Source organism: Ureibacillus chungkukjangi (genome assembly GCF_003217295.1).
GTDB lineage: Bacteria > Bacillota > Bacilli > Bacillales_A > Planococcaceae > Ureibacillus > Ureibacillus chungkukjangi.
The window spans coordinates 105,627-130,326 of the sequence record NZ_QJTJ01000006.1 but is presented as its reverse complement, the minus strand read 5'-3'; the positions used below and the strand labels follow the sequence as shown (position 1 = coordinate 130,326).

26 protein-coding genes are annotated in these 24,700 nt (G+C 38.1%); 1 reads left to right on the top strand and 25 read right to left on the bottom strand.

The genetic code is table 11. The features are described 5' to 3' along the window. Window positions 1–4: 4 nt before the first annotated feature. From fliJ to BJ095_RS06940, 19 genes are all read right to left on the bottom strand, one after another. Window positions 5–454, bottom strand: coding sequence for a flagellar export protein FliJ (fliJ, locus tag BJ095_RS07030; RefSeq protein ID WP_107934006.1), 450 nt, complete (start codon window positions 452–454; stop codon window positions 5–7). Then, entirely contained in the window at window positions 454–1,779 is a 1,326-nt protein-coding gene (gene fliI / locus BJ095_RS07025) for a flagellar protein export ATPase FliI (protein WP_107934004.1), read from the bottom strand. The genes fliJ and fliI overlap by 1 nt, the downstream gene beginning before the upstream one ends. Before the next feature lie 4 nt (window positions 1,780–1,783). Further along, window positions 1,784–2,566, bottom strand: a complete 783-nt coding sequence (fliH, locus tag BJ095_RS07020) for a flagellar assembly protein FliH (protein ID WP_107934003.1) — start codon at window positions 2,564–2,566, stop codon at window positions 1,784–1,786. Beyond that, the gene (fliG, locus tag BJ095_RS07015) at window positions 2,559–3,572 is read right to left on the bottom strand and encodes a flagellar motor switch protein FliG (RefSeq protein WP_107934001.1); all 1,014 of its coding nucleotides are present in this window, start codon (window positions 3,570–3,572) and stop codon (window positions 2,559–2,561) included. Before fliG ends, fliH begins: the two co-directional genes overlap by 8 nt. Window positions 3,573–3,587: 15 nt before the next feature. Next, window positions 3,588–5,180, bottom strand: a complete 1,593-nt coding sequence (gene fliF, locus BJ095_RS07010) for a flagellar basal-body MS-ring/collar protein FliF (RefSeq protein WP_107933999.1) — start codon at window positions 5,178–5,180, stop codon at window positions 3,588–3,590. Window positions 5,181–5,289: 109 nt separating this feature from the next. After that, window positions 5,290–5,604 (bottom strand): flagellar hook-basal body complex protein FliE, encoded by a 315-nt coding sequence (gene fliE / locus BJ095_RS07005; protein ID WP_107933996.1) that lies wholly within the window; start codon window positions 5,602–5,604, stop codon window positions 5,290–5,292. 24 nt (window positions 5,605–5,628) lie between these two features. Next, a complete protein-coding gene (flgC, locus tag BJ095_RS07000) occupies window positions 5,629–6,084 on the bottom strand; it encodes a flagellar basal body rod protein FlgC (RefSeq protein WP_107933995.1) in 456 nt (151 codons plus the stop codon). Window positions 6,085–6,086: 2 nt separating this feature from the next. Further along, window positions 6,087–6,482 carry a flagellar basal body rod protein FlgB gene (gene flgB, locus BJ095_RS06995; RefSeq protein ID WP_107933993.1) on the bottom strand — a complete coding sequence of 132 codons (396 nt, stop codon included), beginning with the start codon at window positions 6,480–6,482 and terminating at the stop codon, window positions 6,087–6,089. Between the two features lie 339 nt (window positions 6,483–6,821). Next, window positions 6,822–7,601, bottom strand: a complete 780-nt coding sequence (gene codY / locus BJ095_RS06990) for a GTP-sensing pleiotropic transcriptional regulator CodY (protein ID WP_110561292.1) — start codon at window positions 7,599–7,601, stop codon at window positions 6,822–6,824. 89 nt (window positions 7,602–7,690) lie between these two features. Next, window positions 7,691–9,088, bottom strand: coding sequence for an ATP-dependent protease ATPase subunit HslU (hslU, locus tag BJ095_RS06985; protein ID WP_107933989.1), 1,398 nt, complete (start codon window positions 9,086–9,088; stop codon window positions 7,691–7,693). Next, on the bottom strand, window positions 9,085–9,633 hold the full coding sequence (gene hslV / locus BJ095_RS06980) for an ATP-dependent protease subunit HslV (RefSeq protein WP_107933988.1): 549 nt from the start codon (window positions 9,631–9,633) through the stop codon (window positions 9,085–9,087). Before hslV ends, hslU begins: the two co-directional genes overlap by 4 nt. Before the next feature lie 17 nt (window positions 9,634–9,650). Further along, window positions 9,651–10,550: a tyrosine recombinase XerC gene (gene xerC, locus BJ095_RS06975; protein WP_107933986.1), complete on the bottom strand. Its 900-nt coding sequence runs from the start codon at window positions 10,548–10,550 to the stop codon at window positions 9,651–9,653. A 458-nt stretch (window positions 10,551–11,008) separates the two neighbouring features. Then, window positions 11,009–13,087: a type I DNA topoisomerase gene (gene topA / locus BJ095_RS06970; protein ID WP_107933985.1), complete on the bottom strand. Its 2,079-nt coding sequence runs from the start codon at window positions 13,085–13,087 to the stop codon at window positions 11,009–11,011. Window positions 13,088–13,224: 137 nt separating this feature from the next. Continuing rightward, window positions 13,225–13,983, bottom strand: coding sequence for a DNA-processing protein DprA (gene dprA / locus BJ095_RS06965; protein WP_235867597.1), 759 nt, complete (start codon window positions 13,981–13,983; stop codon window positions 13,225–13,227). A gap of 220 nt (window positions 13,984–14,203) precedes the next feature. Then, window positions 14,204–15,106: a succinate--CoA ligase subunit alpha gene (gene sucD / locus BJ095_RS06960; protein ID WP_107933983.1), complete on the bottom strand. Its 903-nt coding sequence runs from the start codon at window positions 15,104–15,106 to the stop codon at window positions 14,204–14,206. An 18-nt stretch (window positions 15,107–15,124) separates the two neighbouring features. Beyond that, complete coding sequence (gene sucC / locus BJ095_RS06955; RefSeq protein ID WP_107933981.1) at window positions 15,125–16,285, bottom strand: ADP-forming succinate--CoA ligase subunit beta; 1,161 nt, start codon at window positions 16,283–16,285, stop codon at window positions 15,125–15,127. A gap of 163 nt (window positions 16,286–16,448) precedes the next feature. Next, complete coding sequence (locus BJ095_RS06950) at window positions 16,449–16,736, bottom strand: EscU/YscU/HrcU family type III secretion system export apparatus switch protein (protein WP_107933979.1); 288 nt, start codon at window positions 16,734–16,736, stop codon at window positions 16,449–16,451. After that, window positions 16,733–18,625: a hypothetical protein gene (locus BJ095_RS06945; RefSeq protein WP_107933978.1), complete on the bottom strand. Its 1,893-nt coding sequence runs from the start codon at window positions 18,623–18,625 to the stop codon at window positions 16,733–16,735. Before BJ095_RS06945 ends, BJ095_RS06950 begins: the two co-directional genes overlap by 4 nt. Then, a complete protein-coding gene (locus BJ095_RS06940; RefSeq protein ID WP_107933976.1) occupies window positions 18,622–19,410 on the bottom strand; it encodes a ribonuclease HII in 789 nt (262 codons plus the stop codon). The genes BJ095_RS06945 and BJ095_RS06940 overlap by 4 nt, the downstream gene beginning before the upstream one ends. Window positions 19,411–19,584: 174 nt before the next feature. Between BJ095_RS06940 and BJ095_RS06935 the strand changes: the two genes are divergently transcribed. Then, window positions 19,585–20,130 carry a PCYCGC motif-containing (lipo)protein gene (locus tag BJ095_RS06935; RefSeq protein WP_107933974.1) on the top strand — a complete coding sequence of 182 codons (546 nt, stop codon included), beginning with the start codon at window positions 19,585–19,587 and terminating at the stop codon, window positions 20,128–20,130. A gap of 521 nt (window positions 20,131–20,651) precedes the next feature. On the opposite strand, the gene ylqF is transcribed toward BJ095_RS06935, so the two are convergent. The 6 genes from ylqF to BJ095_RS06905 form a co-directional block, all read right to left on the bottom strand. After that, entirely contained in the window at window positions 20,652–21,530 is an 879-nt protein-coding gene (ylqF, locus tag BJ095_RS06930) for a ribosome biogenesis GTPase YlqF (RefSeq protein ID WP_107933973.1), read from the bottom strand. Between the two features lie 118 nt (window positions 21,531–21,648). Continuing rightward, window positions 21,649–22,212 (bottom strand): signal peptidase I, encoded by a 564-nt coding sequence (gene lepB / locus BJ095_RS06925; RefSeq protein ID WP_107933971.1) that lies wholly within the window; start codon window positions 22,210–22,212, stop codon window positions 21,649–21,651. Between the two features lie 193 nt (window positions 22,213–22,405). Beyond that, the gene (rplS, locus tag BJ095_RS06920; RefSeq protein ID WP_107933970.1) at window positions 22,406–22,750 is read right to left on the bottom strand and encodes a 50S ribosomal protein L19; all 345 of its coding nucleotides are present in this window, start codon (window positions 22,748–22,750) and stop codon (window positions 22,406–22,408) included. 211 nt (window positions 22,751–22,961) lie between these two features. Then, window positions 22,962–23,687 carry a tRNA (guanosine(37)-N1)-methyltransferase TrmD gene (gene trmD / locus BJ095_RS06915; RefSeq protein ID WP_107933968.1) on the bottom strand — a complete coding sequence of 242 codons (726 nt, stop codon included), beginning with the start codon at window positions 23,685–23,687 and terminating at the stop codon, window positions 22,962–22,964. Beyond that, complete coding sequence (gene rimM, locus BJ095_RS06910) at window positions 23,687–24,205, bottom strand: ribosome maturation factor RimM (protein ID WP_107933966.1); 519 nt, start codon at window positions 24,203–24,205, stop codon at window positions 23,687–23,689. Before rimM ends, trmD begins: the two co-directional genes overlap by 1 nt. Window positions 24,206–24,463: 258 nt before the next feature. Continuing rightward, on the bottom strand, window positions 24,464–24,697 hold the full coding sequence (locus BJ095_RS06905; RefSeq protein ID WP_107933964.1) for a KH domain-containing protein: 234 nt from the start codon (window positions 24,695–24,697) through the stop codon (window positions 24,464–24,466). Window positions 24,698–24,700: the final 3 nt, after the last annotated feature.

Genomic DNA, 24,700 nt, shown 5'->3' with positions numbered 1-24,700 from the left:
GAAATCACCTAAATTCTTTTTTTGAGTACATAAGTGTTGAGAGCTCATCTAGATAAAGCATTTCTTCTCTATCCTGCTCATTCTTGAAGGTTGCAAAATCTTTTTCTTTCATTTTTTCAAACTTACGTATTTCTAGATTTTTCTCTAATAACTTTTGTTCATGCCAAGTCATCTTCGCACGAGCCTGAACCACTTTTTGCTGAACCTCTGCAATTGAGCGCTCTAAAGTATCTATAAAAGTAGCAAAATGGTGAATTTGATCAATAGACGAGCCAACAGCTAAACGATCATTTTGATAGGTAATTAAATCTTCCTTTTTCTTTAAAAGATCGTATAGTTTAGTAGCTACTTCCTCAAAGGCACGTACCGCCTCTTTATAGCTTGCCTCTGTTTGTTGCTTCTCTTGCTCACGGATCGTCAATATCTTCTCAAAACGATATGTATATTGAACCATTACCTACCTCCACCATTTGATAATGCGATAATTTCTTCTACAGTACTTTCTAGCGATACTTTATCTTTATAGCCTTGTTTTAAAAAGTTAGTAATCAGTGGTTCATATTGAATTGCTTCATCTATTTCTCTTGAGGTACCTCGTTTATAAGCACCGATATTTATTAAATCCTCAGATTTTGCATACGTATAATATAGTTCTCGAAGTCTTTCAGCTGCCTTGACGTGTTCTGGTAGAGATATATGATTCATCAAGCGGCTTACACTTTTGAGAACATTGATAGCTGGATATTGTCCTTTGTTTGCTAATGTACGGTCTAAAACTATATGTCCATCAAGTATTCCTCGAACAGTATCAGCGATAGGCTCATTCATATCATCACCATCTACTAATACTGTATAGAATGCAGTTATGGAGCCATGTTGATTTGTACCTGTTCGTTCTAGTAGCTTCGGTAGAATCGAAAACACAGATGGCGTATACCCTTTTTGAGCTGGTGGTTCACCTGTTGCAAGACCGATTTCACGTTGGGCCATCGCAACACGAGTAACTGAATCCATCATTAACATGACATTCATTCCTCGATCTCTAAAGTACTCGGCAATTGCAGTTGCTGTAAAAGCTCCTTTAATACGCATTAGTGCTGGCTGATCGCCTGTAGCTGCTACTACAATCGAGCGCTTCAAGCCTTCTTCACCTAAATCTCTTTTGATGAATTCTAGTACTTCACGTCCACGCTCTCCTATTAAAGCAATAACGTTTAAATCAGCCTTGGTATTTCGAGCTATCATTCCAAGCAATGTACTTTTTCCAACACCCGAGCCAGCAAAAATCCCAACCCGCTGACCATTACCAACAGTGAGCATTCCATCAATTGCTTTTACCCCAACCTCAAGCTGATCTTCAATAGGTGGTCTCTTTAAAGGATTAGGAGGCTCCTGTTCAGTTTGAACAGTTGCTAATCCTTTGGGAAGAGCTGAACCATCAAAAGGATTACCCATCGAATCTAGTACTTTTCCGATAAGCTCAGGACCAACTTTTACTTCAAGTGGTTTTCCTGTCCCTTCTACAAGACATCCAATTGATATCTCACGAATTGAAGTATACGGCATTAGAACAACAAATTCATTATTAAATCCTACCACTTCTGCTAAAATTATTTGGTGACCATTTTTCGGTGATTGTACATGAATTTTACACACATCACCGATTGAACTTTCAGGACCTTGAGACTCAATCATCAGACCGACAACTCGATTAACTTTACCGAATTTCTTGAACGTTTCAATAGCTGGAATTGTATCTATTAATTGAGCCGCTTTCATCCTATCATTCCTTACTGTCTAAAATTTCATTTAGCTTTATACGTAGTTCACTTAACTGTTCATCTACTGATACAACGATTCGACCATGGTTAGTTTCTATATAACACTCGGTTTCGTTCAATTCTTCATCAACAAAAACTAGTAATGGAACATCTGTTGGGAACATTTCAACTAGCTCCTCGCGATGCTGTGAAACAAGCTGATGGTATCTTGGTGAAACATAGATTTTAACTTCTTTCATTTCTCTAGCTTCTTTTACACCTCTTTTAATGATTGATAAGAAAACCTCATCATCTCTATCTAAAGAAGTGCCAATAATACGTTCAGAGGCTGATATTGCAAGCTCTAAAATAACTCGCTCCTGCTCTTCGATATAGCTTTGTGCCATTGAACGAGAATCATCAATGATTTTGTTTGCAAGAGAATATGCTTCCTGCATATCGACTTGAGCTTTTTTCATACCCTCTTCATAGCCTTGCTGGAAGCCTTGATCGTAAGCATTTTGCTCTAAAACAAGTTTTTCTTCTTCCCACATTTTTCTGAGCTGATCAATATTTTCTATTTGTTCCTGTCGATATCGTTCAAATTCTTGCTTTTGAGCTTCAATTTCCATTTTGGCAATGGATAAAATCTGGTCTCTTTCCGCATTAATTTCCTCCATCGTTAAGGTTGGTTCTTGAAAATTACCTTCTCCTTCAAAATCAACCTTGAACAAATTACGCACCTGGATTTTTACTTGTTCTTGTTTTTTTTGAATTGCATTGTTTGAGCGGATGATTCTAGACAATTACGTCATCTCCTCCACCACGAGCTATGATGATTTCTCCTGCATCCTCTAGGCGGCGAATCACACCCACAATTCTTGATTGGGCTTCTTCAACATCGCGCAGTCGAACAGGTCCCATAATTTCCATTTCTTCTTTAAATGTGTCAGCCATACGCTGTGACATGTTGCGGAATAGAATATCCTTAACTTCCTCACTGCTTACCTTCATGGATAATAGTAAGTCTTCGTTTTCACAGTCACGAATAACACGTTGAATCGAGCGATTATCCAATGTAACAATATCTTCGAATACAAACATTCTCTTTTTAATTTCTTCAGCTAGCTCTGGATCTTGAATCTCTAGCGCATCGAGAATTGTTTTTTCTGTTTGACGGTCTACTCCATTTAATACATCAACAACTGCGTCCACGCCACCAGTTTCTGTGTAATCCTGTGTAACAGTGGATGATAATTTACGTTCTAGGATGGATTCAATTTCACTGATTACTTCAGGAGAAGTAGAATCCATCATGGCAATACGTTTTGCTATATCAGCCTGAACTTCCTGTGGTAAAGACGACAAAATGACACCAGCTTGTCCAGGATCTAAATAAGATAAAATAAGTGCAATTGTTTGAGGATGTTCATTTTGTATAAAGTTAAAGATTTGTCCAGGGTCAGCTTTTCTAGCAAAGTCAAACGGGCGTACCTGTAGAGATGATGTTAAACGGTTAATAATTGCTTGTGCTTGATCTTGCCCCAATGCTTTTTCTAATACCGTTTTTGCGTATCCAATACCACCCTGCGAAATATAATCCTGTGCAAGCGCGATATGGTGGAATTCTTCAATGATATCTTCCTTAATACCGGGTTCTACTTTTTTGACACTTGAGATTTCTAACGTAAGACGTTCGATTTCCTCTTCGTTTAAATGCTTATATACAGAAGCAGAAACTTCTGGCCCTAAAGAAATTAACAGCAAAGCAGCCTTTTGCTTTCCTGACAATTCTTTCTCCTTTTTGGACATGTTCGAACACCCCCATTAATCTTCGGTAATCCAACTGCGTAACAACTTTGCAAAGTCTTCTGGTTTTTCCTTCGCCATTTTTTCAAGCTGTTTACGACGTATTGTTCCTTCAGTTTCTTTTTCTTGATTTATGTCACTAACTATTAGCTCTTCTTGTTCTTCGATAATTGAGTAATCTTCTTCTGCTTCTTTACGTCTTCTAGAACGAACGATAAAGAATACAAGTAATAAGATTACAGCAACTAGGATTCCACCGACTACCCAAATCCACCATGGAATGATTGGTGTTTCTTCACCTGTTGCAGCGTCATTACCATAGAATGGCTGAACTGAAACAACTACTTTGTCATTGATTTGTTCGTTTGTTAGCTCCCCGGCAGCTTCCTTATCAATCGACGTACGAACAATAGTTGTAAGGATTTGCTCGATATCATTTACTACATCCTCAGAAAGTGTAGCAGGATCTGTCGGAGTTGGTGGTTCTACCATTACCTGGATTCCGATGTCACGCAGTTTATATGGACTTTCTTGAATATCTCTTGTGATACGATTTACGTCTTTGTTAATCGTTTCTTCGACTCTTTCGTAGTCGCCATCACCGCTTCCTACTGAACTATAATCGACAAAGTTATCTGTACCTGCACCTGCTTCAGGTGTTCCAGCAGCAGCATCTACACCAGAATAGGATTCAGTGATTCGTTGAGCACTAATTTCAAGTCCTTCCATGTTTTCCTCGTCTACAGGCTGAACTAGATTCTCTTGACGGTTCTCTTGTTTGAAATCGATATCTGTTGTTACTGAAACAACTACCTTATCATTCCCCATTAGAGTGCCAAGCATTTGTTGAACTTGTCTTTGTAAATCACGTTCAATAGTTTTCTTCACTTGCATTTGACCATCAACAGAATCAATTGAATTAGACCCAGAGGATGCAGATTCTAAATCGAAATACTCTGAGTATTGGTTCGTGATTACAATATTTTCTGGACTAAGGTTTGGAATACTTTTGGAAACTAGATTATATAAAGTGGAAATTTGTTCATTTGAAAATTGATGACCGGGCTCAGTATCCAATACGATGGATGCACTTGCCTCTTGTCCTGTGTCATTAACAAATACACCTTGTTCAGGCATATTGATCATTACATTGGCATTTTTCACACCATCAATTTTTCTGATCAAGTTTGCTAATTCTGTTTGTGTAGCAGCAAGCTTAATTACGTTAAATTCATTATCTGTCATACCAAATCCCGCATTTGAAGTGAAGAAGGAGTTGTTAATCTCTCCTGATTCAGGATATCCTTGTGCAGCTAGTGATACCGTTAATGAATCGACCTGCTCTTCAGGCACTAAAATATTCGTTCCACCTGGAGCGATTTCATATTTTACACCCTGTGCAGTTAAAACCTCAGCGATTTCTCCTGCTTCAGTAGCTGATAATTCAGTAAAGAGAGGTACCATTTTTGTTCTTGTTGAGAAGTATGTAAGTATAGCTGCAAGTGCAATTACACCTATCAATGTCCCAACAATTGCAACTTTTTGATTTTTAGTTCGACTCTTCCAAAATTGAGTCGAGTCGCTTTTCACTCTTGTAAAACGTTCATTCATTAGCTATCCCCCGATTTTTATGAATACACCTTTATTCGACTTACATTTGCGCATAATAATTTTACATAACGTAAGTTAAACGGTGCAGATAAAGAGTTGCTAAATGAAGTTAAATAGACATTCGCATAATTTCTTGGTATGCCTCAATTGCCTTGTTGCGAACTTCCATCGTAGCATTTAAAGTTACACTCGCCTTTTGAGCGGTGATCATTACTTCATGTAAATCAACATCTTCACCATTGATTAACTTTTGCGTCATTACATCTGATTGAACTTGTTGAGTATTAACAGAAGCAATAGCATCTTTTAATGTACTAGCAAAAGATTGCTGTGCCTCAAACGGTGTAGCAGCTGGTTTTATTTTATTTGTTTCATCTATTATTTGCGTATTTGCAACAGATAATGATACTGGATTTATTGCCAAATTAACTCATCCTTTCCACGTCTATTATTTTCCTATTTCTAATGCTTTCGTTAGCATAGATTTACTAGCGTTAAATACAGTTACATTTGCTTCATAAGAACGTGTAGCGGAAACTAGATCGACCATCTCAGTTAGAAGATCGACGTTTGGCATTTCAACATAACCATCCTCGTTCGCATCTGGATGTGTCGGATTGTAAACTAATTTGAAAGGTGTTTGTGTATCATCGTTGATTTTTGTCACCTTCACACCATTCCCCGCATTTTCCTTTTTCCCCATAGCTTGGTTTAGGAAACTAGAGAATTGTCCATTTTCTTCAGATAACGTTACAGATTTACGGCGATAAGGCTCCCATTCACCATTCACCTGTTTAGCGCGAGTCGTGTCGACATTTGCGATATTTGACGAAACAACATCCATTCGCAAGCGTTGAGCTGTTAAAGCTGAGGCAGTTGTATTCATGCTAGTAAATATAGACATATCTATCTACCTCCTTTAATAACTGTGTTAAGAGTGTTGAACTTACTAGAAACTCGTTCTACTAACGCATTATAGTAAATTGTATTTTCTGCTAGGCTTGCTTGCTCAGCATCCATATCAACACCATTCCCATTACTGCGATAGTTGAAGTTATCATAGCTGTAAACACCTGGAGTTGATTGTTGTATTTGAAAATCATAGTGTCTTGCATCAGTTCTTTTTGCAGATATAGTAGAAGCTTCTTTAGCATCCGACAACATTTGCTCAAAATTGACATTTTTCGCCTTATAATTAGGAGTATCCACATTCGCTATGTTCTGAGCGATTGTTTTATTCTTTAACGAAGCATAATTCAGACCTTTTTCTAGGCTGCTGATTGTTCCTCCGAATAAATTCAAACCATTCACCTCAAAATCTATTTTTATATTACATTATATTTCAATTCAATAACTTAATTTTAAAGTATAATACTACAAAGTGTCTATTGCCAATTGCTGTTTTTTAATAGTTAATCTGCACTATTTTTGCGCTTTTTAGACTTATTTCGATTCACAATTCTCCATAATTTCCATTATTTCGACAGTGTAAACCAGTAAAAATCTAAGCATCTTGGTCAGCTAATCTATTATCTATTATTAACTAGTAAATTGCACCCAGTAAAATATGTATATTATTTTAGACATAAAAATAAGGCTCTGCCATTTAAATGTGACAGAGCCTTTACTATTGTTTCGTAATTATTTCATCTTAATTTCAGCTAATGCAGTTAAGAACTTATCATTTAATACTTTAATATAAGTCCCTTTCATACCTAAAGATCTAGATTCAATCACACCAGCTGATTCTAATTTACGCAAAGCATTTACGATTACTGAACGAGCAATTCCAACGCGATCCGCAATTTTAGAAGCTACTAGTAAACCTTCGTTACCATCTAGTTCTTCAAAGATATGCTCGATAGCTTCTAATTCACTATATGATAATGAATTGATAGCCATTTGTACGACTGCTTTACTACGTGCTTCTTCTTCAATTTCTTCTGATTTTTCACGTAAAATTTCCATACCAACTACTGTTGCACCATATTCAGCTAAGATTAAATCGTCATCTTCAAAGCTTGCAGTGATACGACCTAAGATTAATGTACCTAAACGCTCACCACCACCGATGATTGGAACAATTGTTGTTAAGCCGTTTTTGAAAAGATCACGGTTTTCCGTAGGGAACACTGTATGCTCGCTGTTGATATCAATATTTGGTGACGTTTCAGAGATATCGAAAAGGTGCTGTGCATAGTCTTCCGGGAATTGACGATCTTCAACCATTTTTTGAATACGAGCATTTTCAATTTGTTGGTGAATTGAAATACCTAGCAATTTCCCTTTACGACTTACGATAAATACGTTGCTATCTATAATATCACCAAGAGTGTCTGCCATTTCTTTAAAGTTTACAGGTTTTCCAGCTGATGCTTGAAGCATCGAGTTAATCTTACGTGTTTTTGCTAATAAATTCATTTTGAAAATTTCCTCCTAAGGGGTGCTTATAATAATTCACTTAATATTCTAAAGGTTTCTACAATTTATTGTAACTAATAATGCTCGATTTATAAGATAAATTGTGACAAATCTTTGTTTTTTGAAATTTTTTCGAGTTTTTTGTCGACATATGCTGGTGTAATTTCGATATGTGCAGGTGTAATTTCAGATGCTTCAAATGATAATTCCTCTAAAAGTCGCTCCAAAATAGTATGAAGTCTTCTAGCACCAATATTATCAGTTTCTTGATTTACTTCTGTTGCAATCTCAGCAATCCTGTCAATTGCATCATCTGTAAACTCAATTGTTACACCTTCTGTTTCTAACAATGCTTTATATTGCAAAATGAGCGATTGATCTGGTTCTTTCAGAATTCGAACAAAGTCATCTTTTGTAAGCTTATCTAATTCGACACGAATCGGGAATCGACCTTGCAATTCAGGAATAAGATCGCTTGGTTTTGACATATGGAAGGCACCTGCTGCAATAAACAGCATGAAATCTGTTTTAACAGGACCATATTTTGTCGTAACTGTTGATCCTTCGACAATCGGTAAGATATCACGCTGCACGCCTTCACGTGACACATCTGCGGAAGATGCGCCTCCTCGACTAGCGATTTTATCAATTTCATCTATAAAGATAATCCCTGATTGCTCTGCACGACGAATTGCTTCGGCGGCTACCTCATCAGAATCGATTAGCTTATTCGCTTCTTCGATGATTAGTACTCGACGTGCATCCTTCACCTTCATCTTACGCTTTTTGGTTTTCTTCGGCATAAGACTAGAAAGCATGTCCTGCATTCCAGAAGCACCCATATCCATTCCCATACCTGGCATCATATCTAAAAATGGTGTATTTTGTTCAGTTACCTCAACAGTTACCCATTCTTCCTCAAGTTTACCCGATTTCAAATCTTGCGAAACTTGCGAACGTTTTGAACGAACCTCTGTTTCTTCATGAGTTGAATCCTCATCAGTTGTCTCATTTTTTTGACCAAAAAGCATTTCTAATGGGTTTTGAGCCATTTTCGATTTCACTTTTGATGGAACCAGTAATTTTACTAATTTCTCATTTGCATTTTGCTCTGCAACATCTTTTACAGCTTCCGTCATTTCGTCTGTAACTAATCTTTTCGAGCTTTCAACTAAATCACGTACCATCGATTCAACGTCTCGACCAACATAACCAACTTCCGTGAATTTAGTTGCTTCTACTTTAATGAAAGGTGCATTCGTTAGTTTGGCAATACGGCGTGCAATTTCTGTTTTACCAACACCAGTTGGACCAATCATTAAAATATTTTTTGGAATAATTTCATTTTGCAAATCTTCACTTAGAAGTGAGCGGCGATATCTGTTACGAAGAGCAATCGCAACAGCTCTCTTCGCATTATTTTGTCCCACTATGTGTCGATTTAACTGTTCTGTAATTTGTCTTGGCGTTAAATTTTGTTTTGTCATTCTTCAAGCGCCTCCACTACAATATTATGGTTTGTATAAACACAAATATCAGCAGCTATTGTAAGAGCAGCTTTTGCTATTTCACTAGCTGTTAGGTGATCTCCAGAGTATTGTTTTAACGCTCTCCCTGCAGATAGTGCATAATTACCGCCCGAACCAATTGCTAATATACCATCATCAGGTTCAATTACTTCACCAGTACCAGATACAAGTAAAAGTGTCGATTGATCCATTACTAAAAGAAGAGCTTCTAGCTGGCGTAGCATTTTATCTCCTCGCCACTGCTTTGCAACCTCGACTGCTGCTCGTTGTAAATTCCCACCATATTCATTCAGCTTCGATTCGAACATTTCAAATAACGTGAACGCGTCAGCTACTGAACCTGCAAATCCAGCTAATACTTTACCATTGAATAGACGTCTGACCTTTCTAGCGGTATGCTTCATGACAACTGAATTTCCTAATGTAACCTGCCCATCTCCTGCCATCGCACACTTTCCGTTGTGATGAATAGCAAATATGGTAGTTGCATGGAATTGTTCCATTTTCATTCCTCCTAAAATCAAGCTCGTGGATGAGTATTCATATAAGTATTTCGAAGATGTTCTTTCGTAACATGTGTGTAGACTTGTGTTGATGACAAACTTGCGTGACCTAGTAGTTCTTGAACTGTTCTTAAATCTGCTCCCTGATTTAACAAATGTGTGGCAAATGAATGTCTCAACATATGAGGGTAAATTTTCGTATGCATTGATGCATTCTTTATCATGTCGTCAAGTATATAACGTACACCTCGAGGAGTAAGTTCTCCTCCGCGCATATTCACAAAAAGCTTTTTGTGATTTTGATTTTTCATAAGCTTTGGACGAACCGTTTCAAGATAGATACTTAAAGCCTCGTGTGCATACTGACCAAAGGGGATAATCCTTTCTTTTCTACCCTTTCCCATTACTCGAATAATTGAATAGTGAAAATCAATATCTTGCATATCGATTTCTGTACACTCACTTACACGGATACCTGTGGCGTACAATAATTCAAGTAAAGCCATATTGCGCACAGATTTGTCATCAGCGCCAATATTTCTTTCGAATAACTGTGAAAGCTCTTCTTCATAGAAAAAGTTAGGCAATCGCTTTTCCTTTTTCGGATGATAAAGTGAACGGAATGACGAATCATCTAAATTAAATTCCCGATTTAAGTATTTAAAAAAGGAACGTATCGAAGAAATCTTTCTAGAGATCGAATTTCTTGCCTTCTGTTCATCGTAATGCTTAGTTACATATATCCGCGCATGGATATATTCAACTTCTTCTAAATTAGAAATTCCTTCTGATTTTAAAAAGTTAAGAAAATCATTTAAATCAAACTCATATTCCCTAACAGTATGTACTGAGAAGTTTTTTTCGAGTTGAATATATTTGAGAAACTTATCTAGGCTTTCTGCAAATGTTAGAAACAATAGCAAAACACCTCCAACGAATTCACATGAAATAAGGCGCTACATAAAAAAATGATTGTGTTTATAAATGGACCATAATTTTATTCACTATTTTTGTGGCTGTAAAATTTTCTATCACCTTTTGAAAACATACATTATGACACTAAACCTATCTTGGAAAGATATCAAGTATTTAGTAAATAAAATTTGTAAAATATTTGTGAACAAGCATCATTTTAACTATAAACCTGTATAACGCTTACTTATTTTTACTGAATTGGTTATTATTTTTGGACAAAAAGAAAATGCCTCATAAATTATAACAATTTATAAAGGCATTTTGCAATTATATTGTGTGAGAATTCATAAAATTTAGAATTATGCTTCAGTCAGTATCTACGTCTCTACATAGCAAAGTATTTTTTCTTAATAGAATCTCCCGAGTATAAGAGAAAGCTCATTGTAAACAGGTAAGCCTCTTATTGTGTCGGCGCTTCTTCATAATCACATTTAGTACATTGAATTTGAGTACCTTTTTTAATCTTCTTCTCAACTAATAATGAGCTACATTTTGGACAAGGTCTGTTGATTGGCTTATCCCATGAAACAAAGTCGCACTCTGGATATGTGTTACATCCATAGAATAAACGCTTTGTTTTACTTTTTCGTTCCACAATTTCGCCTGTGTCACAGCTTGGACATTTTACGCCAATCGGTTTCATGATGGCTTTAGTATTACGGCAATCAGGGAAATTCGAGCAAGCCATGAATTTTCCGTATCTACCTAGTTTGTAAACCATTGGAGATCCACATTTCTCGCAATCTTCCCCAGCTGGTTCATCCTTGATTTCAATTTTCTCCATTGCATCGTCAGCGTACTTTACTCGAGGTTCAAAATCTTTGTAGAAAGCATCAATGACTTCTACCCATCTTCGTGCGCCTTCCTCGATAGCATCTAAATCATGCTCCATTTGTGCTGTAAACTCAATGTTGATAATTTCCGGGAAAAACTCCAATGTTGCTTGATGGACGATTTCCCCAAGCTCTGTCGGTACAAATCGTTTTGCGTCTAATTGAACATAGCCTCGTCTTTGAATGACATCCAGAGTCGGTGCATACGTAGAAGGGCGTCCAATGCCTCTTTCCTCAAGCTCCTTCACTAGACGTGCTTCTGTGAAGCGTGGAGGCGGTTGTGTGAAGTGTTGCTTCGGTTCAATCTCTAACGACTTCACCGTATCTCCAACTTCCATCTCTGGAAGCAGCTTTGTTGTTTCCTCTGTTTGGTCATCAGTTCCTTCAATATAAAGCTTCATAAAACCTGGGAACTTTACATGAGACCCATTTGCACGGAATTGAACATTGCCATTCACTAAATCTACTGTTACTGTATCTAAAACCGCAGGAGCCATTTGACTTGCGATAAAACGCTCCCAAATTAGTCGATATAGTCGAAGCTGATCACGGCTTAATACTGCCTTTAGCTCCTCTGGCGTACGCATTGTACTTGTTGGGCGGATTGCTTCATGGGCATCTTGAGCATTGGCAGCCTTTTTAGCTTGCTTTGCTTCTCCAACAACATATTCTTTACCATATTTTTCATTGATATAATTTACCGCTTCAGCTTTAGCAGTGTCCGAAATTCGAGTAGAGTCAGTACGCATATATGTAATTAACCCGACAGTACCTTCTTTTTTCCCGATATCAATACCTTCATAAAGCTGTTGAGCCAGCATCATTGTTTTCTTAGCACGGAAATTTAATTTTCGTGCAGCCTCTTGCTGAAGAGAGGAGGTTGTAAATGATGGTGCCGCATTACGTTTACGTTCCTTTTTCACCACATTGGCAACACGGAACGCATCACCTTTTAGGCCACTTAAAACCGTCTTCACTTGCTCTTCGTTTGTAAGCTTTACTTTTTCTTCACCATTGCCATAGTAATAAGAGTCAAATTGCTTTTTCCCTTTTTCAAAAATGGCTTCAATCGACCAGTACTCTTCAGGAACAAAGTTTTTAATCTCTTCTTCACGATCAATGATAAATCTTAGTGCAATGGATTGAACTCGTCCTGCGGATAATCCTTTTTTTACTTTTTTCCAAAGGATTGGGCTAATGTTATACCCTACAAGCCTGTCCAAAATACGTCTTGCTTGTTGTGCATCCACTAAATCCATATTGATGGGACGTGGACTTTTGAAGGATTCTAAAATAGCATCCTTTGTAATTTCATTAAATACCACACGACAATCGGAAGTTATTTCAATATTTAATGCTTGGGCTAAATGCCAGGCTATTGCTTCTCCTTCGCGATCGGGATCGGCTGCGAGATAGATTTTTTTTGCTTTTTTAGCAGCTGATTTTAGATCCTGCAATACAGGACCCTTCCCACGAATGGTAATGTATTTTGGTTCATAGTTATTTTCAGTATCAATACCTGTTTGACTTTTTGGTAGGTCTCGAACATGACCAATGGAAGCTTTGACTTTATATTTCTTCCCTAGGTATCTTTCAATTGTTTTCGCTTTTGCTGGTGATTCTACTATCACTAAATAATCTGCCATCTATATTCTTCCCCCTTGTAGAGGTTAATTGTTTATTTTTGTATAGACATACTTTGGTAAGTATCCCTAAAAAATGTATCTGTTGCAAAATGTATAACAGTTTTTATAAGAATGCAACTTTTTTTCAATATTTACCTTCAAAACAATTTTAATTCCTCTATGATTTGATACCCGTCCCAAATTGGAATAGCCCCTTCTCGCAGTAGACTATTTGTTCCTTTTGACTGTTCTTTTAAAATAGGTCCAGGAACTACAAAAATATCTTTTCCGTGTTCTAAAGCATGCTCGGTTGTGATGAGTGTCCCACTTTTTAGAGAAGCCTCTGTTACAACGAGGGCATTGCTGATACCGCTAATAATACGATTTCTCATTGGAAAATGCCATTTCTGGACCCCAACATATGGAGGATATTCTGTTAAAAGTAAATGATTCTCCCCTATTTCGCAAGCAAGGGCCTTATTTTCTGGCGGGTAAAGATGGGAAAAGCCATGTCCTAAAACTGCAATGGTTTTGCCTCCATACTGAATCGTAGCCCGATGCGCCAAGCTATCTGCTCCCATTGCAAGACCGCTTACTATAACAATATTTTGTTCAACAAGTGGCGGTATAATATATTCCAACGCTAGACTAGAGTAATTTGTTGCTTTTCTTGATCCAATAATGGCAATTTTTTTAGGCTGAGTGAGTAAAGAAATATCCCCTTTGGCATAAAGAACTGTTGGAGGGTCTAACAAATCGTGTAAGCTTTCAGGATAAAATTCACTATTAAACGTAATGGCCTTGATAGAGGAAGAATGATATACATCTACTAAATTTATATCTAATACCTGCTGATAATTCTTTAAAATAGTTCGTGCGTGATTTGTCGAAATCGAAAGAATTTTAGCTAATACCAAGGGAGAAGTTTCTATTATATTGCGCGTAGATTCGATAGATTTCATCAGAATTTGAAATTTGTTTAAGGGAAGTGGATAAACGTAATGAAAAGAGAGGATTTCATGTAAATTGTTCAATATATCACTCCTTATTATAATAGAAGAAATTTCTTCGTTTTTTATAAAAAGTGACCGCAAATTAGGGAAGGGTGGAGCGTTATAACACGCCCCACCCTCTATTTTAATGAGTTTTACATTGTTCGTATAGACCTTTTTCTTTGATAACCTTAATTAATGTCTCACCTATTACAGATGGAGTAGGCGCAACCTCAATTCCAGCATCATTCATAGCTTTAATTTTGTCTTTTGCTGTTCCTTTACCGCCGGAAATAATTGCACCAGCATGCCCCATACGCTTACCTGGAGGTGCTGTTTGTCCACCGATAAATCCAACAACAGGCTTTGTCATATTCGCTTTAATCCATTCAGCAGCTTCTTCTTCTGCTGTACCACCGATTTCACCAATCATCACAACTGCATAAGTTTCTGGATCATTGTTGAATTCTTGTAGTACATCGATGAAGTTTGTTCCATTTACAGGGTCTCCACCAATACCAACAGCAGTTGTTTGACCAATTCCTGCTTGTGTTAACTGGTGAACTGCTTCATATGTTAACGTACCAGAACGAGATACAACGCCTACATGACCTTTTGTATGAATGTATCCTGGCATAATTCCAATTTTACATTCATCTGCACTAATCACACCCGGGCAGTTTGGTCCAACTAAACGCGTTTTCTTGCCTTCCATATAACGCTTTACTTTTACCATATCTAATACCGGGATATGCTCTGTAATACAAATTGTTAAATCTAAGTCAGCGTCCACTGCCTCCATAATTGCATCAGCTGCAAATGGTGCTGGTACGTAAATAACTGAAACATTAGCACCTGTTACCTTTACTGCATCCTCTACAGTATTAAATACAGGCACGCCTTCAATAACTTGTCCACCTTTTCCTGGTGTAACACCTGCTACAATTTTCGTGCCGTATTCCAGCATTTGCTTTGTATGGAAAAGTGCAGTTTCCCCTGTGATTCCTTGAACAATTACCTTTGTATCCGCATTAATATATACACTCATGAATTGTCATTAGCCTCCTTAACCTACAAGCTCTACAATTTTTTCAGCGCCATCTGCCATTGAGTCGGCCGCTACAATATTTAAACCAGATGCATTCAATAGTTCTTTACCAAGTCCTACGTTTGTCCCCTCTAAACGTACAACTAAAGGAACTTTTAACCCTACTTCCTTCGCAGCAGTAATTACTCCCTCTGCAATGACATCACATTTCATGATGCCTCCGAAGATATTAACGAAGATTCCTTTAACATTTGGATCTGATAGGATAATTTTAAATGCTTCTGTTACTTTCTCTGCTGTAGCGCCGCCCCCAACATCCAGGAAGTTAGCCGGTTTTCCGCCGTAATAGCTGATTGTATCCATTGTGGCCATAGCAAGACCTGCCCCATTAACCATACAGCCAATGTTGCCATCTAATGAGATATAGCTAAGATCGTATTTAGAAGCTTCGATTTCTTTTGGATCCTCTTCATCATAATCTCTTAGTTCAACGATATCTTTATGACGATATAAGCCATTTCCATCGAAATTAAATTTCGCATCTAGAGCGACAACCTCTTCACTACCTGTTACTACAAGTGGGTTGATCTCTAAAATAGAAGCATCCTTAGTAACAAAGGCTTCATATAAACCTAGCATTAGTTTTGCTGCTTTGTTTACAAGCTTTGCCGGAATATTCATACTAAAAGCCATGCGACGTGCCTGGAATGGAAGCAGTCCTGAAACAGGATCGATTACTTCTTTAAAGATTTTCTCTGGAGAGTGCTCTGCTACTTCCTCAATATCCATGCCGCCTTCCTCAGAGCCCATTAAAGTAACTCGAGAAGTTGCTCTATCTAAAACAAAGCTCAAATAATATTCTTTTTTAATGTCTGACCCCTCTTCAATGTAAAGACGTTTAACCTCTTTACCTTCAGGACCAGTTTGATGAGTTACTAAGATTTTTCCTAATAACTCCTTCGCGTAAGTTCGGACTTCCTCCAAATTCTTCGCGATTTTTACACCCCCAGCTTTACCACGTCCACCCGCATGGATTTGAGCTTTGACAACGATTACATTTGAACCAAGTTCCTTTGCAACCTTTACAGCTTCCTCCGGTGAAAACGCAACCTTCCCATTTGGAACACTTACTCCATATTTTCTTAGGATTTCTTTCCCTTGATACTCATGGATATTCATGATACATCCTCCAATCAACCTTTGTGGAAATTATTTTCTTAACATAATCCATTCTATACAAACATTCTGACAATGTCTATCCTTGTATCATTTGTATAAAAATAGAATATTTTATTACAATATTATCTATCTTTTGTATTTTCGTCTATAGTTTCTTGAAGATTTATTTTGTTTTTGTTTGATAATTGCGATCCAATCGATAAATAAAAGCAAATACTTCTGCTACTGCCTCATACAATTCTTCAGGAATAGATTCGTTTAAATCAAGGTTCCCTAACAGTTCAACAAGGTTTTTGTCCTCATATACTGGTATATCATTTTGCGCTGCTTTTTCTAGGATATTATCAGCGATTTTCCCTTTTCCCTTTGCGATTACAGTCGGGCTATTATTATTCTCTGGATTGTAGGTTAGTGCGATTGCTTCTTTTCTGACATACTTTTTATCGTTCATATTCGAATATCCACTCCACTATTCAATTTCGATTCATCACCTTTTTTCATCGTGACAGTTTGAGGAGCAGTAGTTTTTTCAAAAGGCTTCACAAATAATCCGGATAGCTGATAGTCTTTATCTGATAATCCCTTTTTTAATACAGCTTTCAAGGGCTCGGCTAAATTCTCAAGCTGTGGCTGATTATTATATAAATGAATGGTAATGATGCGATTTTGAACCTGCATATCCACCATTGTTTCTTCTAGAGCCTCCATATTTAAGTAAAATAAAACCCGCGCGTAGTTGGCATCAATTTTGCCATTTTCCTTCATTCGGCCATTCCATTGAAGAGTTGCCTCTGTTTTTTTACCTAAAAACTGCAACGGAATTTGCATGACTAATTGATGCTGATGACCGTTTTCTCCTGAAGTTAACTGCATCCCATTTAACCTTGATAGAATATTGTCCGTTGCTTCTCTGACATTTGAGGAAATTTGAGAATCATGTATAAGAGATAAGAGCTGCGGCTTTAACGATTGGGCCAGTTCTTGCATATCGGACATTTTACTATTTAAGGACGCCTCGTAGCTCATGCCCAAGCCCTTTAGGACTGTTTTAATCGCTTGTTCCATCATTTTCCCATCCATTGCTGACAATACTTCTGCATCTGCTTGCAGCTGCATATTTTGGACGGTTGCTACAGTTGATTCTCCTGCTGTTCTCACTAAATTTAACAAAGTAGACTGAGTAGCTTGGGGATAAGTAGCTTCAGGCTTCAGCAGGGAAAGTAATTGGTCCCTAGGTGTTGTAGTAGAAGTCTCACTCGATTGGGCTGCAAACGCTTTGACGAGCTGCTCATGGAGTTGCTTTGTGAACATCTCGAGTAGTGTTGAAGCGTTTTTTGGTAATGCTTCATAGCGATTTACGAGCTGCTGTAATTGTGTTTTTTGCTGCTCTGATAAGTTTGTCTGATCATTAATCCATGTTTGTACCTGCTGGATGATTTGTTGCGAATCTGCCGGTTTTGAAGTCATCACCGTTTGAATCAGCTGACTCGCAGATGGTTTAATCGATTCATTTGCCAGGTTTTGATGCTGCTTTAAGCCTTGAGATAGCCAATTCTCTGCCGTTGCATTCTTTGGGACTATATCTGCATTTTTTAAGAGGTTGAGCACCTGTGATTTTTGGGAAGCACTTGTTTCTGTGTTAAACAAATTTTGCACAGCCTTTGAAAGTAGGTTGCCACCTGTTTCTTCTGCAAGGGGCTTAGAAATCAGTTGAAGTTGCTGCTGAATAGTTGATTTTATGGCAGGTTCAATACTTGTATCCTGAGCTAATAATGTCGACAAATTGGCAAGAGCAGAAGTCATCCCATTACTTTTGGAACCAAATATTAAACCTTTAAATATTTCGTTTGTGAATGGAAGCTTTAGCTCCGCCATTTTTTGAATAGCCTGCAATGCTTCCTGCTTTGTAATGGATTCTGGCAAATTCTTCAGCCAATTTTCAGCCTGTAAGAGCGTTTCCTTCGAAAGAGGTAGCTGATTTTTCACAAAATGGGAAAGCACTTGCTGCATTTCTTGTGTTTTTGGCAGATTCATGGTGTCTAATAGCTGATTTAACTGCTGAGCTGTTGTTTGAGATTGCTGCATTGGCCCTGTAACCACTTTTAACTCTGCTTGAGGATTCATGTTCGTTACTTGAAAAAAATGCGAATCTCCTGCTTTTAAAGGGGTTTCAAGCTTTGCATACAATTTGTTTTGTCCAACCTGTATTTCAGCCATTTGATCTGGGTATAGTTTTTTGATGGTCCCATGGAATACTTGTCCCTGTTTTAGGGATAGGGGTTGATTTTGTTCAATTGTTGTTTGCTGTATTTGTATTGGATTAAAAGATGTGGATGTCATATTAATACCCGCTCCTTTACTTCAACCATTGATTTAATCGGTTCAAAGCTTTTTCGGTGTTCTTCCATAAAGCCATATGCTTCGAGCGCTTCCAAATGCTGCTTAGTGCCATATCCAGCGTTTTGGTCAAAGCCATAGACTGGGTATTTTTCGTGAAGCTGTTCCATATATTCATCTCGCGCATTTTTCGCTAGAATGGATGCTGCAGCAATGCTTAAGCTTTTAGCATCACCTTTGATAATCGAGCTTTGAGAGATATCAATCGGCAATGTCATAGCATCCACAATACAAAAGTCTGGGCAAATCTCTAATCCTTCAACGCTTTTTTTCATGGATTGCTTTGTCGCTTCATAGATATTAAGCTCATCAATTACTGCTGCACTCTGAAAATGAATGGCATAGGCCAAGGCGTGCTCTTTAATGATGGCTGCAAATTCTTCTCTTGCTTTTTTTGTTAACTGCTTCGAATCATTGATGCCTATAAATTTTTCACAGTTTTTTGGCAGAATCACGGCAGCTGTAACAACAGGACCAGCTAAAGGACCACGCCCTGCTTCATCAATACCGGCTACATGATGTTCTGGTGAGGCTAAAAAGCTTTTGTCGAAATTAACCTTACTTTCATGCTCTTCTAGCATTTTCTTTTCTTTTTCCATACGATTATTCCATTGCTTCCAAGCCTTTATAACTCCTGCACGTTCATCGGCTTCGATTTCCTTCATCCAGGCTTCGTATTTTTGCGCTTCGTTTAAAGCGATTGTAATTTCTTTTATTGTTTTTACCATATGTATGACACTTCCCTATTTTATCTCTTTATATATATCGGCATTTTTCCTCAATTTAGAAGAAACTATTCGAAACTTCCAATTAGATTTTCTCTACTATCAAATTAACACAGTTCCTTGTCCATCTGGTAAATTTCAGTCTATAATTAACTTGAACTGATTGGAGGAGAACTTATGAAAAAACTTTTCCCTCTTTTTGCTAGCATACTCCTTATATTGTCCGCATGCGGGAATGCTGCAAAAGATGAACATACAAAAGAAGAGCATGAGGCTAGTGGAGATCATGGTGATGATACGGGTACAAGCCAAGCGAGTGATAGCCACGATTCCCACGATCATGCTTCTGGCGACATTCAAGAAATGACTGCATCAGCTGATATTTTACCAAGCTTTTTAGACGGTCAGCATGAGGATATTCGTCTAGTCTATCAGGTTGCCGGTAAAGCTACAGATATTTTAGAATGGATGCCTTGCTATTGTGGGTGCGGGGATTCAGTAGGACATCGCAGTAACTTAAATTGCTTCATAGCAGAGACGCGCGAGGATGGTTCCGTAGTTTGGGATGATCACGGAACACGCTGCCTTGTTTGCCTAGAAATTGCTGTAGAATCCGTGCAAATGGCTCAACAAGGGAAATCATTAAAGGAAATTAGAGATGCCATTGATTCCAAATATAAAGAAGGCTATGCTGCACCAACTCCAACGGATATGCCAGCATAAGTTTAAGTAACGTGAAGGGCGAAGGAGAAACGATACCGTTTTTTCTTTGCTTTTTTTGCTGGGGTTTTTGGGGTGGGGATGGAGATGTGGGGTTACGTGCGGGTTTGGTCTGGTTACGTGCGAGTTTGGTTGATTTACGTGCGACTTTTCCCTGATTACGTGCGAGTTTCACCCGATTACGTGCGACTTCTCTCTTTACGTGCGAGTTTCATCGTTTTACGTGCGACTTTCATCTCGTTACGTGCGACTTCCACCCCGTTTCGTGCGACTTCTCTCTTTACGTGCGAGTTTCATCGTTTTACGTGCGACTTTCATCTCGTTTCGTGCGACTTCCATCTCGTTACGTGCGACTTTCACCCGATAACGTGCGACTCCCCCACTCATTACGTCCAAACCAATCTAACCGCGCAAATTTTACTAAAAGCACGAGCTATTTTTTCACCTCTCACTTTAATAATTAAAACGCACTTCATACAAAGTACGAAGTGCGTTCAAAGACTACTATTGAGTTACTCCAGCGACTACTCCTCCGCCAAAGCTTCTTTTTCTAATTGTTCAGCGACAATATCGAATGTAATTTTGCCGAAGTGCTGGTTACGGATATCACGAACGATGATTAGAGCCACTTGATCGTAGTCGATTTCTCCACCAGGTCCGAAAACTTTTCTGTGTTTACCGATATGGTCAAAAGTATCTATTAGTTCATCGTGAATTGCTGTTAATCCGTAGCGTTCTTCCATACGATATGGGTAGTGGATAGAAAGGAACTTCAGTCCGTAAACTGCAAGGTCCTCCATGTTAATGATTGTGTCCTTAATGGCACCTGTTAAAGCTAATTTCAAACCGACTTCTTGGTCCTCGAACTTTGGCCAAAGAATTCCTGGTGTATCTAGTAGCTCGATATCTTTTCCTACTTTAATCCATTGCTGAGACTTTGTTACCCCAGGCATATTCCCTGTTTTTGCGATATTTTTCTTCGCTAATCGGTTGATCAAAGTGGATTTCCCTACGTTTGGAATTCCTACAATCATGGCACGAATCGCACGCGGCTTCATACCTTTCGCTCTCATTCGATCCCATTTTTCAGCTAAAATTTCTTGTGCCGCTTTTGTTACCTTTTGCAGTCCTTTTCCTTCTAAAGAGTTTATGGCTACTGCTGTGTGTCCTTGCTTTGCAAAATATTGCACCCATCTATTTGTTTCAGTCTCATCGGCCATATCTGCTTTATTTAAAATTAATAGACGCGGTTTTTGATTGATCACCTGGTCAATCATTGGATTTCTTGAAGAAAGGGGCAAACGCGCATCGATAAGCTCAAAAATGATATCTACTAGTTTGAGTTTTTCTGAAACTTCACGTCGCGCTTTCGCCATATGTCCCGGAAACCATTGTATAGTCATGTTGTATTCCTCCTTATATGTATTCCTAAAATTATTATGTCCAAAAATTTTTATGTGCTATGTCTTGATTCCAAAAAGAAAAGGAGATTGCAAAAGAACCCCCTTCACTCATTCAATATTATTTTACAATTGTAATATCACCGATTGGCCAGAAGATAATGCTTGTATTTCCAATAAGCTCATCCTGACTAACGATGCCAATATGACGACTATCTTTACTATAGCGTCGGTTATCTCCCATTACAAAGACATACCCTTCTGGAATGACGTCAAGCGTTGGGTCAATTTCTTGTAAAGTGAAGTCTTGTGTTAGAGTGCCCTCTGTTATTTGTGATTTATACTCATCTAAATATGGCTCATCATAAGCCTTGCCATTTATATAGAGCTGGTCGTCCTTATATTCGATTGTATCACCAGGAAGACCTATCACACGTTTAATGTAATCTTTGCCCTCTGGAGCATGGAATACTACGATATCAAAGCGATCCGGTTTGCCGATTGTATAGCCAATTTTGTTTACTATCATTCGGTCGCCATCTTTTAAGGTTGGCATCATCGAATCTCCATCCACCACGATTGGTGTAAATAATATGTAGCGAATGAGCACAGCAATAACAAATGCAATTACAAGCGCTTTAATCCATTCCCAAAGTTCGTTTTTTTCTTTTTTTGTATTCTCCACGGAAGATTCCTCCCTATCTAACATCATTTTATTGTAAATGAATTATGTATACAAGTTTGAAAACTCATGAATATCTTCTCCAATATGGAGCTATATCTTTTGTTGCATTTATTAGATAAGAAGCCTATTGTTTCCATTTCTTTTTTACCAAAAAGAAAGAGAGCTTGAAAACAAGCCCCCTCTCAAAAAGTTATTATCGGATTTCTTTAATACGAGCAGCTTTACCACGTAGGTTACGTAGGTAGTAAAGTTTAGCACGACGTACTTTACCACGACGGATAACTTCTAATTTAGTGATTTTTGGAGTGTGAACAGGGAATGCACGTTCAACACCAACACCGTAAGAAATTTTACGAACTGTGAAAGTTTCGCTAATTCCGCCACCACGACGTTTAATAACTACACCTTCGAATAATTGGATACGCTCACGAGTACCCTCTACAACTTTAACGTGTAGGCGAACAGTGTCACCAGGACGGAAAGATGGTAGATCAGAACGAAGCTGTTCTTTTGTAATTTCTGTAATAATGTTTGACATTTATTTTCTCTCCTTAGACAGATGCTCTTACAGTCCTCTAAATGGACTCAGCGGAACACCGTAATTCAGCACTTCATATAGAAGCACAACTTGAATAATACCATATTCTTTTTATTGTTTGCAAGTATTATATAGATTCTAATTCGACTTATTTTGATACACCAATTAGTTTTAAAAAAGAATTAATAGCTTCCACAATAAACCTATGCTGCTACTTGGACTTCAAGCTTTCGACAAAGGCTTTTTGCTGTGGTGTTAGCTCCATTTCATCCAGAAGGTCCGGACGTCTTTCAAATGTGCGTTTTAAGGACTCCTGTTCACGCCATTTATCGATATTAGCATGGTTCCCTGATAACAATACATCAGGCACTTTCATTCCTCTAAATTCAGCAGGACGAGTATAGTGTGGATGCTCTAATAGCCCTGTTGAAAACGAATCCTGAATATGAGAGTCTTCTTGTCCTAACACACCAGGCAAAAGACGTACAACAGCATCGATTACAGTCATAGCAGGCAATTCCCCACCAGTTAATACAAAGTCCCCGATAGAGATTTCATCGGTCACAAGATTTGTACGAATCCGTTCATCGTAGCCTTCATAATGCCCACATAAGAACACAAGCTCATCTTCCTTAGCAAGCTCCTCTGCTTTTTTTTGAGTAAAGCGCTCACCCTGAGGACACATAAGAATAATTCGAGGTTTTCGTCCCTCTGTAATAGATTCTACGGCCTGGAACATCGGCTCTGGCTTTAACACCATACCTGCACCACCACCATAAGGATAATCATCTACTTGTTTATGCTTATTTGTACTAAAATCCCGGATATCAGACACCGCCAATGAAACAGCATTTTTTTCCTGTGCCTTTTTCAAAATCGATGAACCGAATACACCGGTAAACATATCTGGAAATAAACTTAGGACATGAATATTCATTACAATAAACCTTCCAGCACGTGAATAACGATTTTCTTTTCTTCTATGTCGATTTCTTTTACTACATCCTCAATATAAGGGATATAGTGTTTTTTACCGTTAGCATTCTTCACTTCCCATACATCATTAGCACCAGTTTCAAGAATCTCCGTAATCGTTCCAATTTGCTCGCCTTCTTCAGAAAAGACCTCACAGCCAATTATTTCGAAGTAGTAGTATTCGTTCTCTTCAAGTACATCCTCATCTAATTGGTCCTTTGACACTTTTAATAGACCTTCTTTAAAAGGCTCCACAAAATTGATGTTATTGTAGCCTTCAAAGGTTAATAAAATAAAGTTTTTATGTCGACGGGCACTTTCTATCGTTACCCAAATTGGTTTTTTATCATCTTTTTTGAAAACCGCTAATTTGTTTCCAATCGCAAATCGTACGTCTTCAAAGTCTGTTGTGGAAAGGACGCGTACCTCTCCGCGAATTCCGTGTGTATTAACGATTCTACCTACATTATACCATTCCATTAATTAAGCCCACCTTAAGTTAAATATCAATTGCTTATATCGACATTATCATACTAAAAAAGTTAATAAAAAAGAAGGGATAGCATTTAGCTCCCTTCTTTTATGTAAGCTTTGAACGGCATTTACTACCGTTTTCCGCTTTATTGTCTAGTTTCGCACGTTAACCGCTCGAGGTCACTTCGACTTCTTCTGTGCATGCAAGCATGCCCTTCAGCAGTCTCCAGTGCTTGTCGCGGTTGAACAAACGCGCTCCACTTTTCAGTCTAATATGTCGACGTAAGTCTTTTTCTTGTGATGACTGCCAGCAGCTGAATAAACAATTGTACGAATTGCCTTTGCAACGCGACCTTGCTTGCCTATTACTTTTCCTCGATCTTCTGGATGAACAAAAAGTTTATAAACAACTCGACTTGAATTCTCGTCCGTTTCGACACGAACTTCTTCTGGATAATCGACTAACGGTTTTACGATTGTTTCAATCAGCTTCTGCATCGC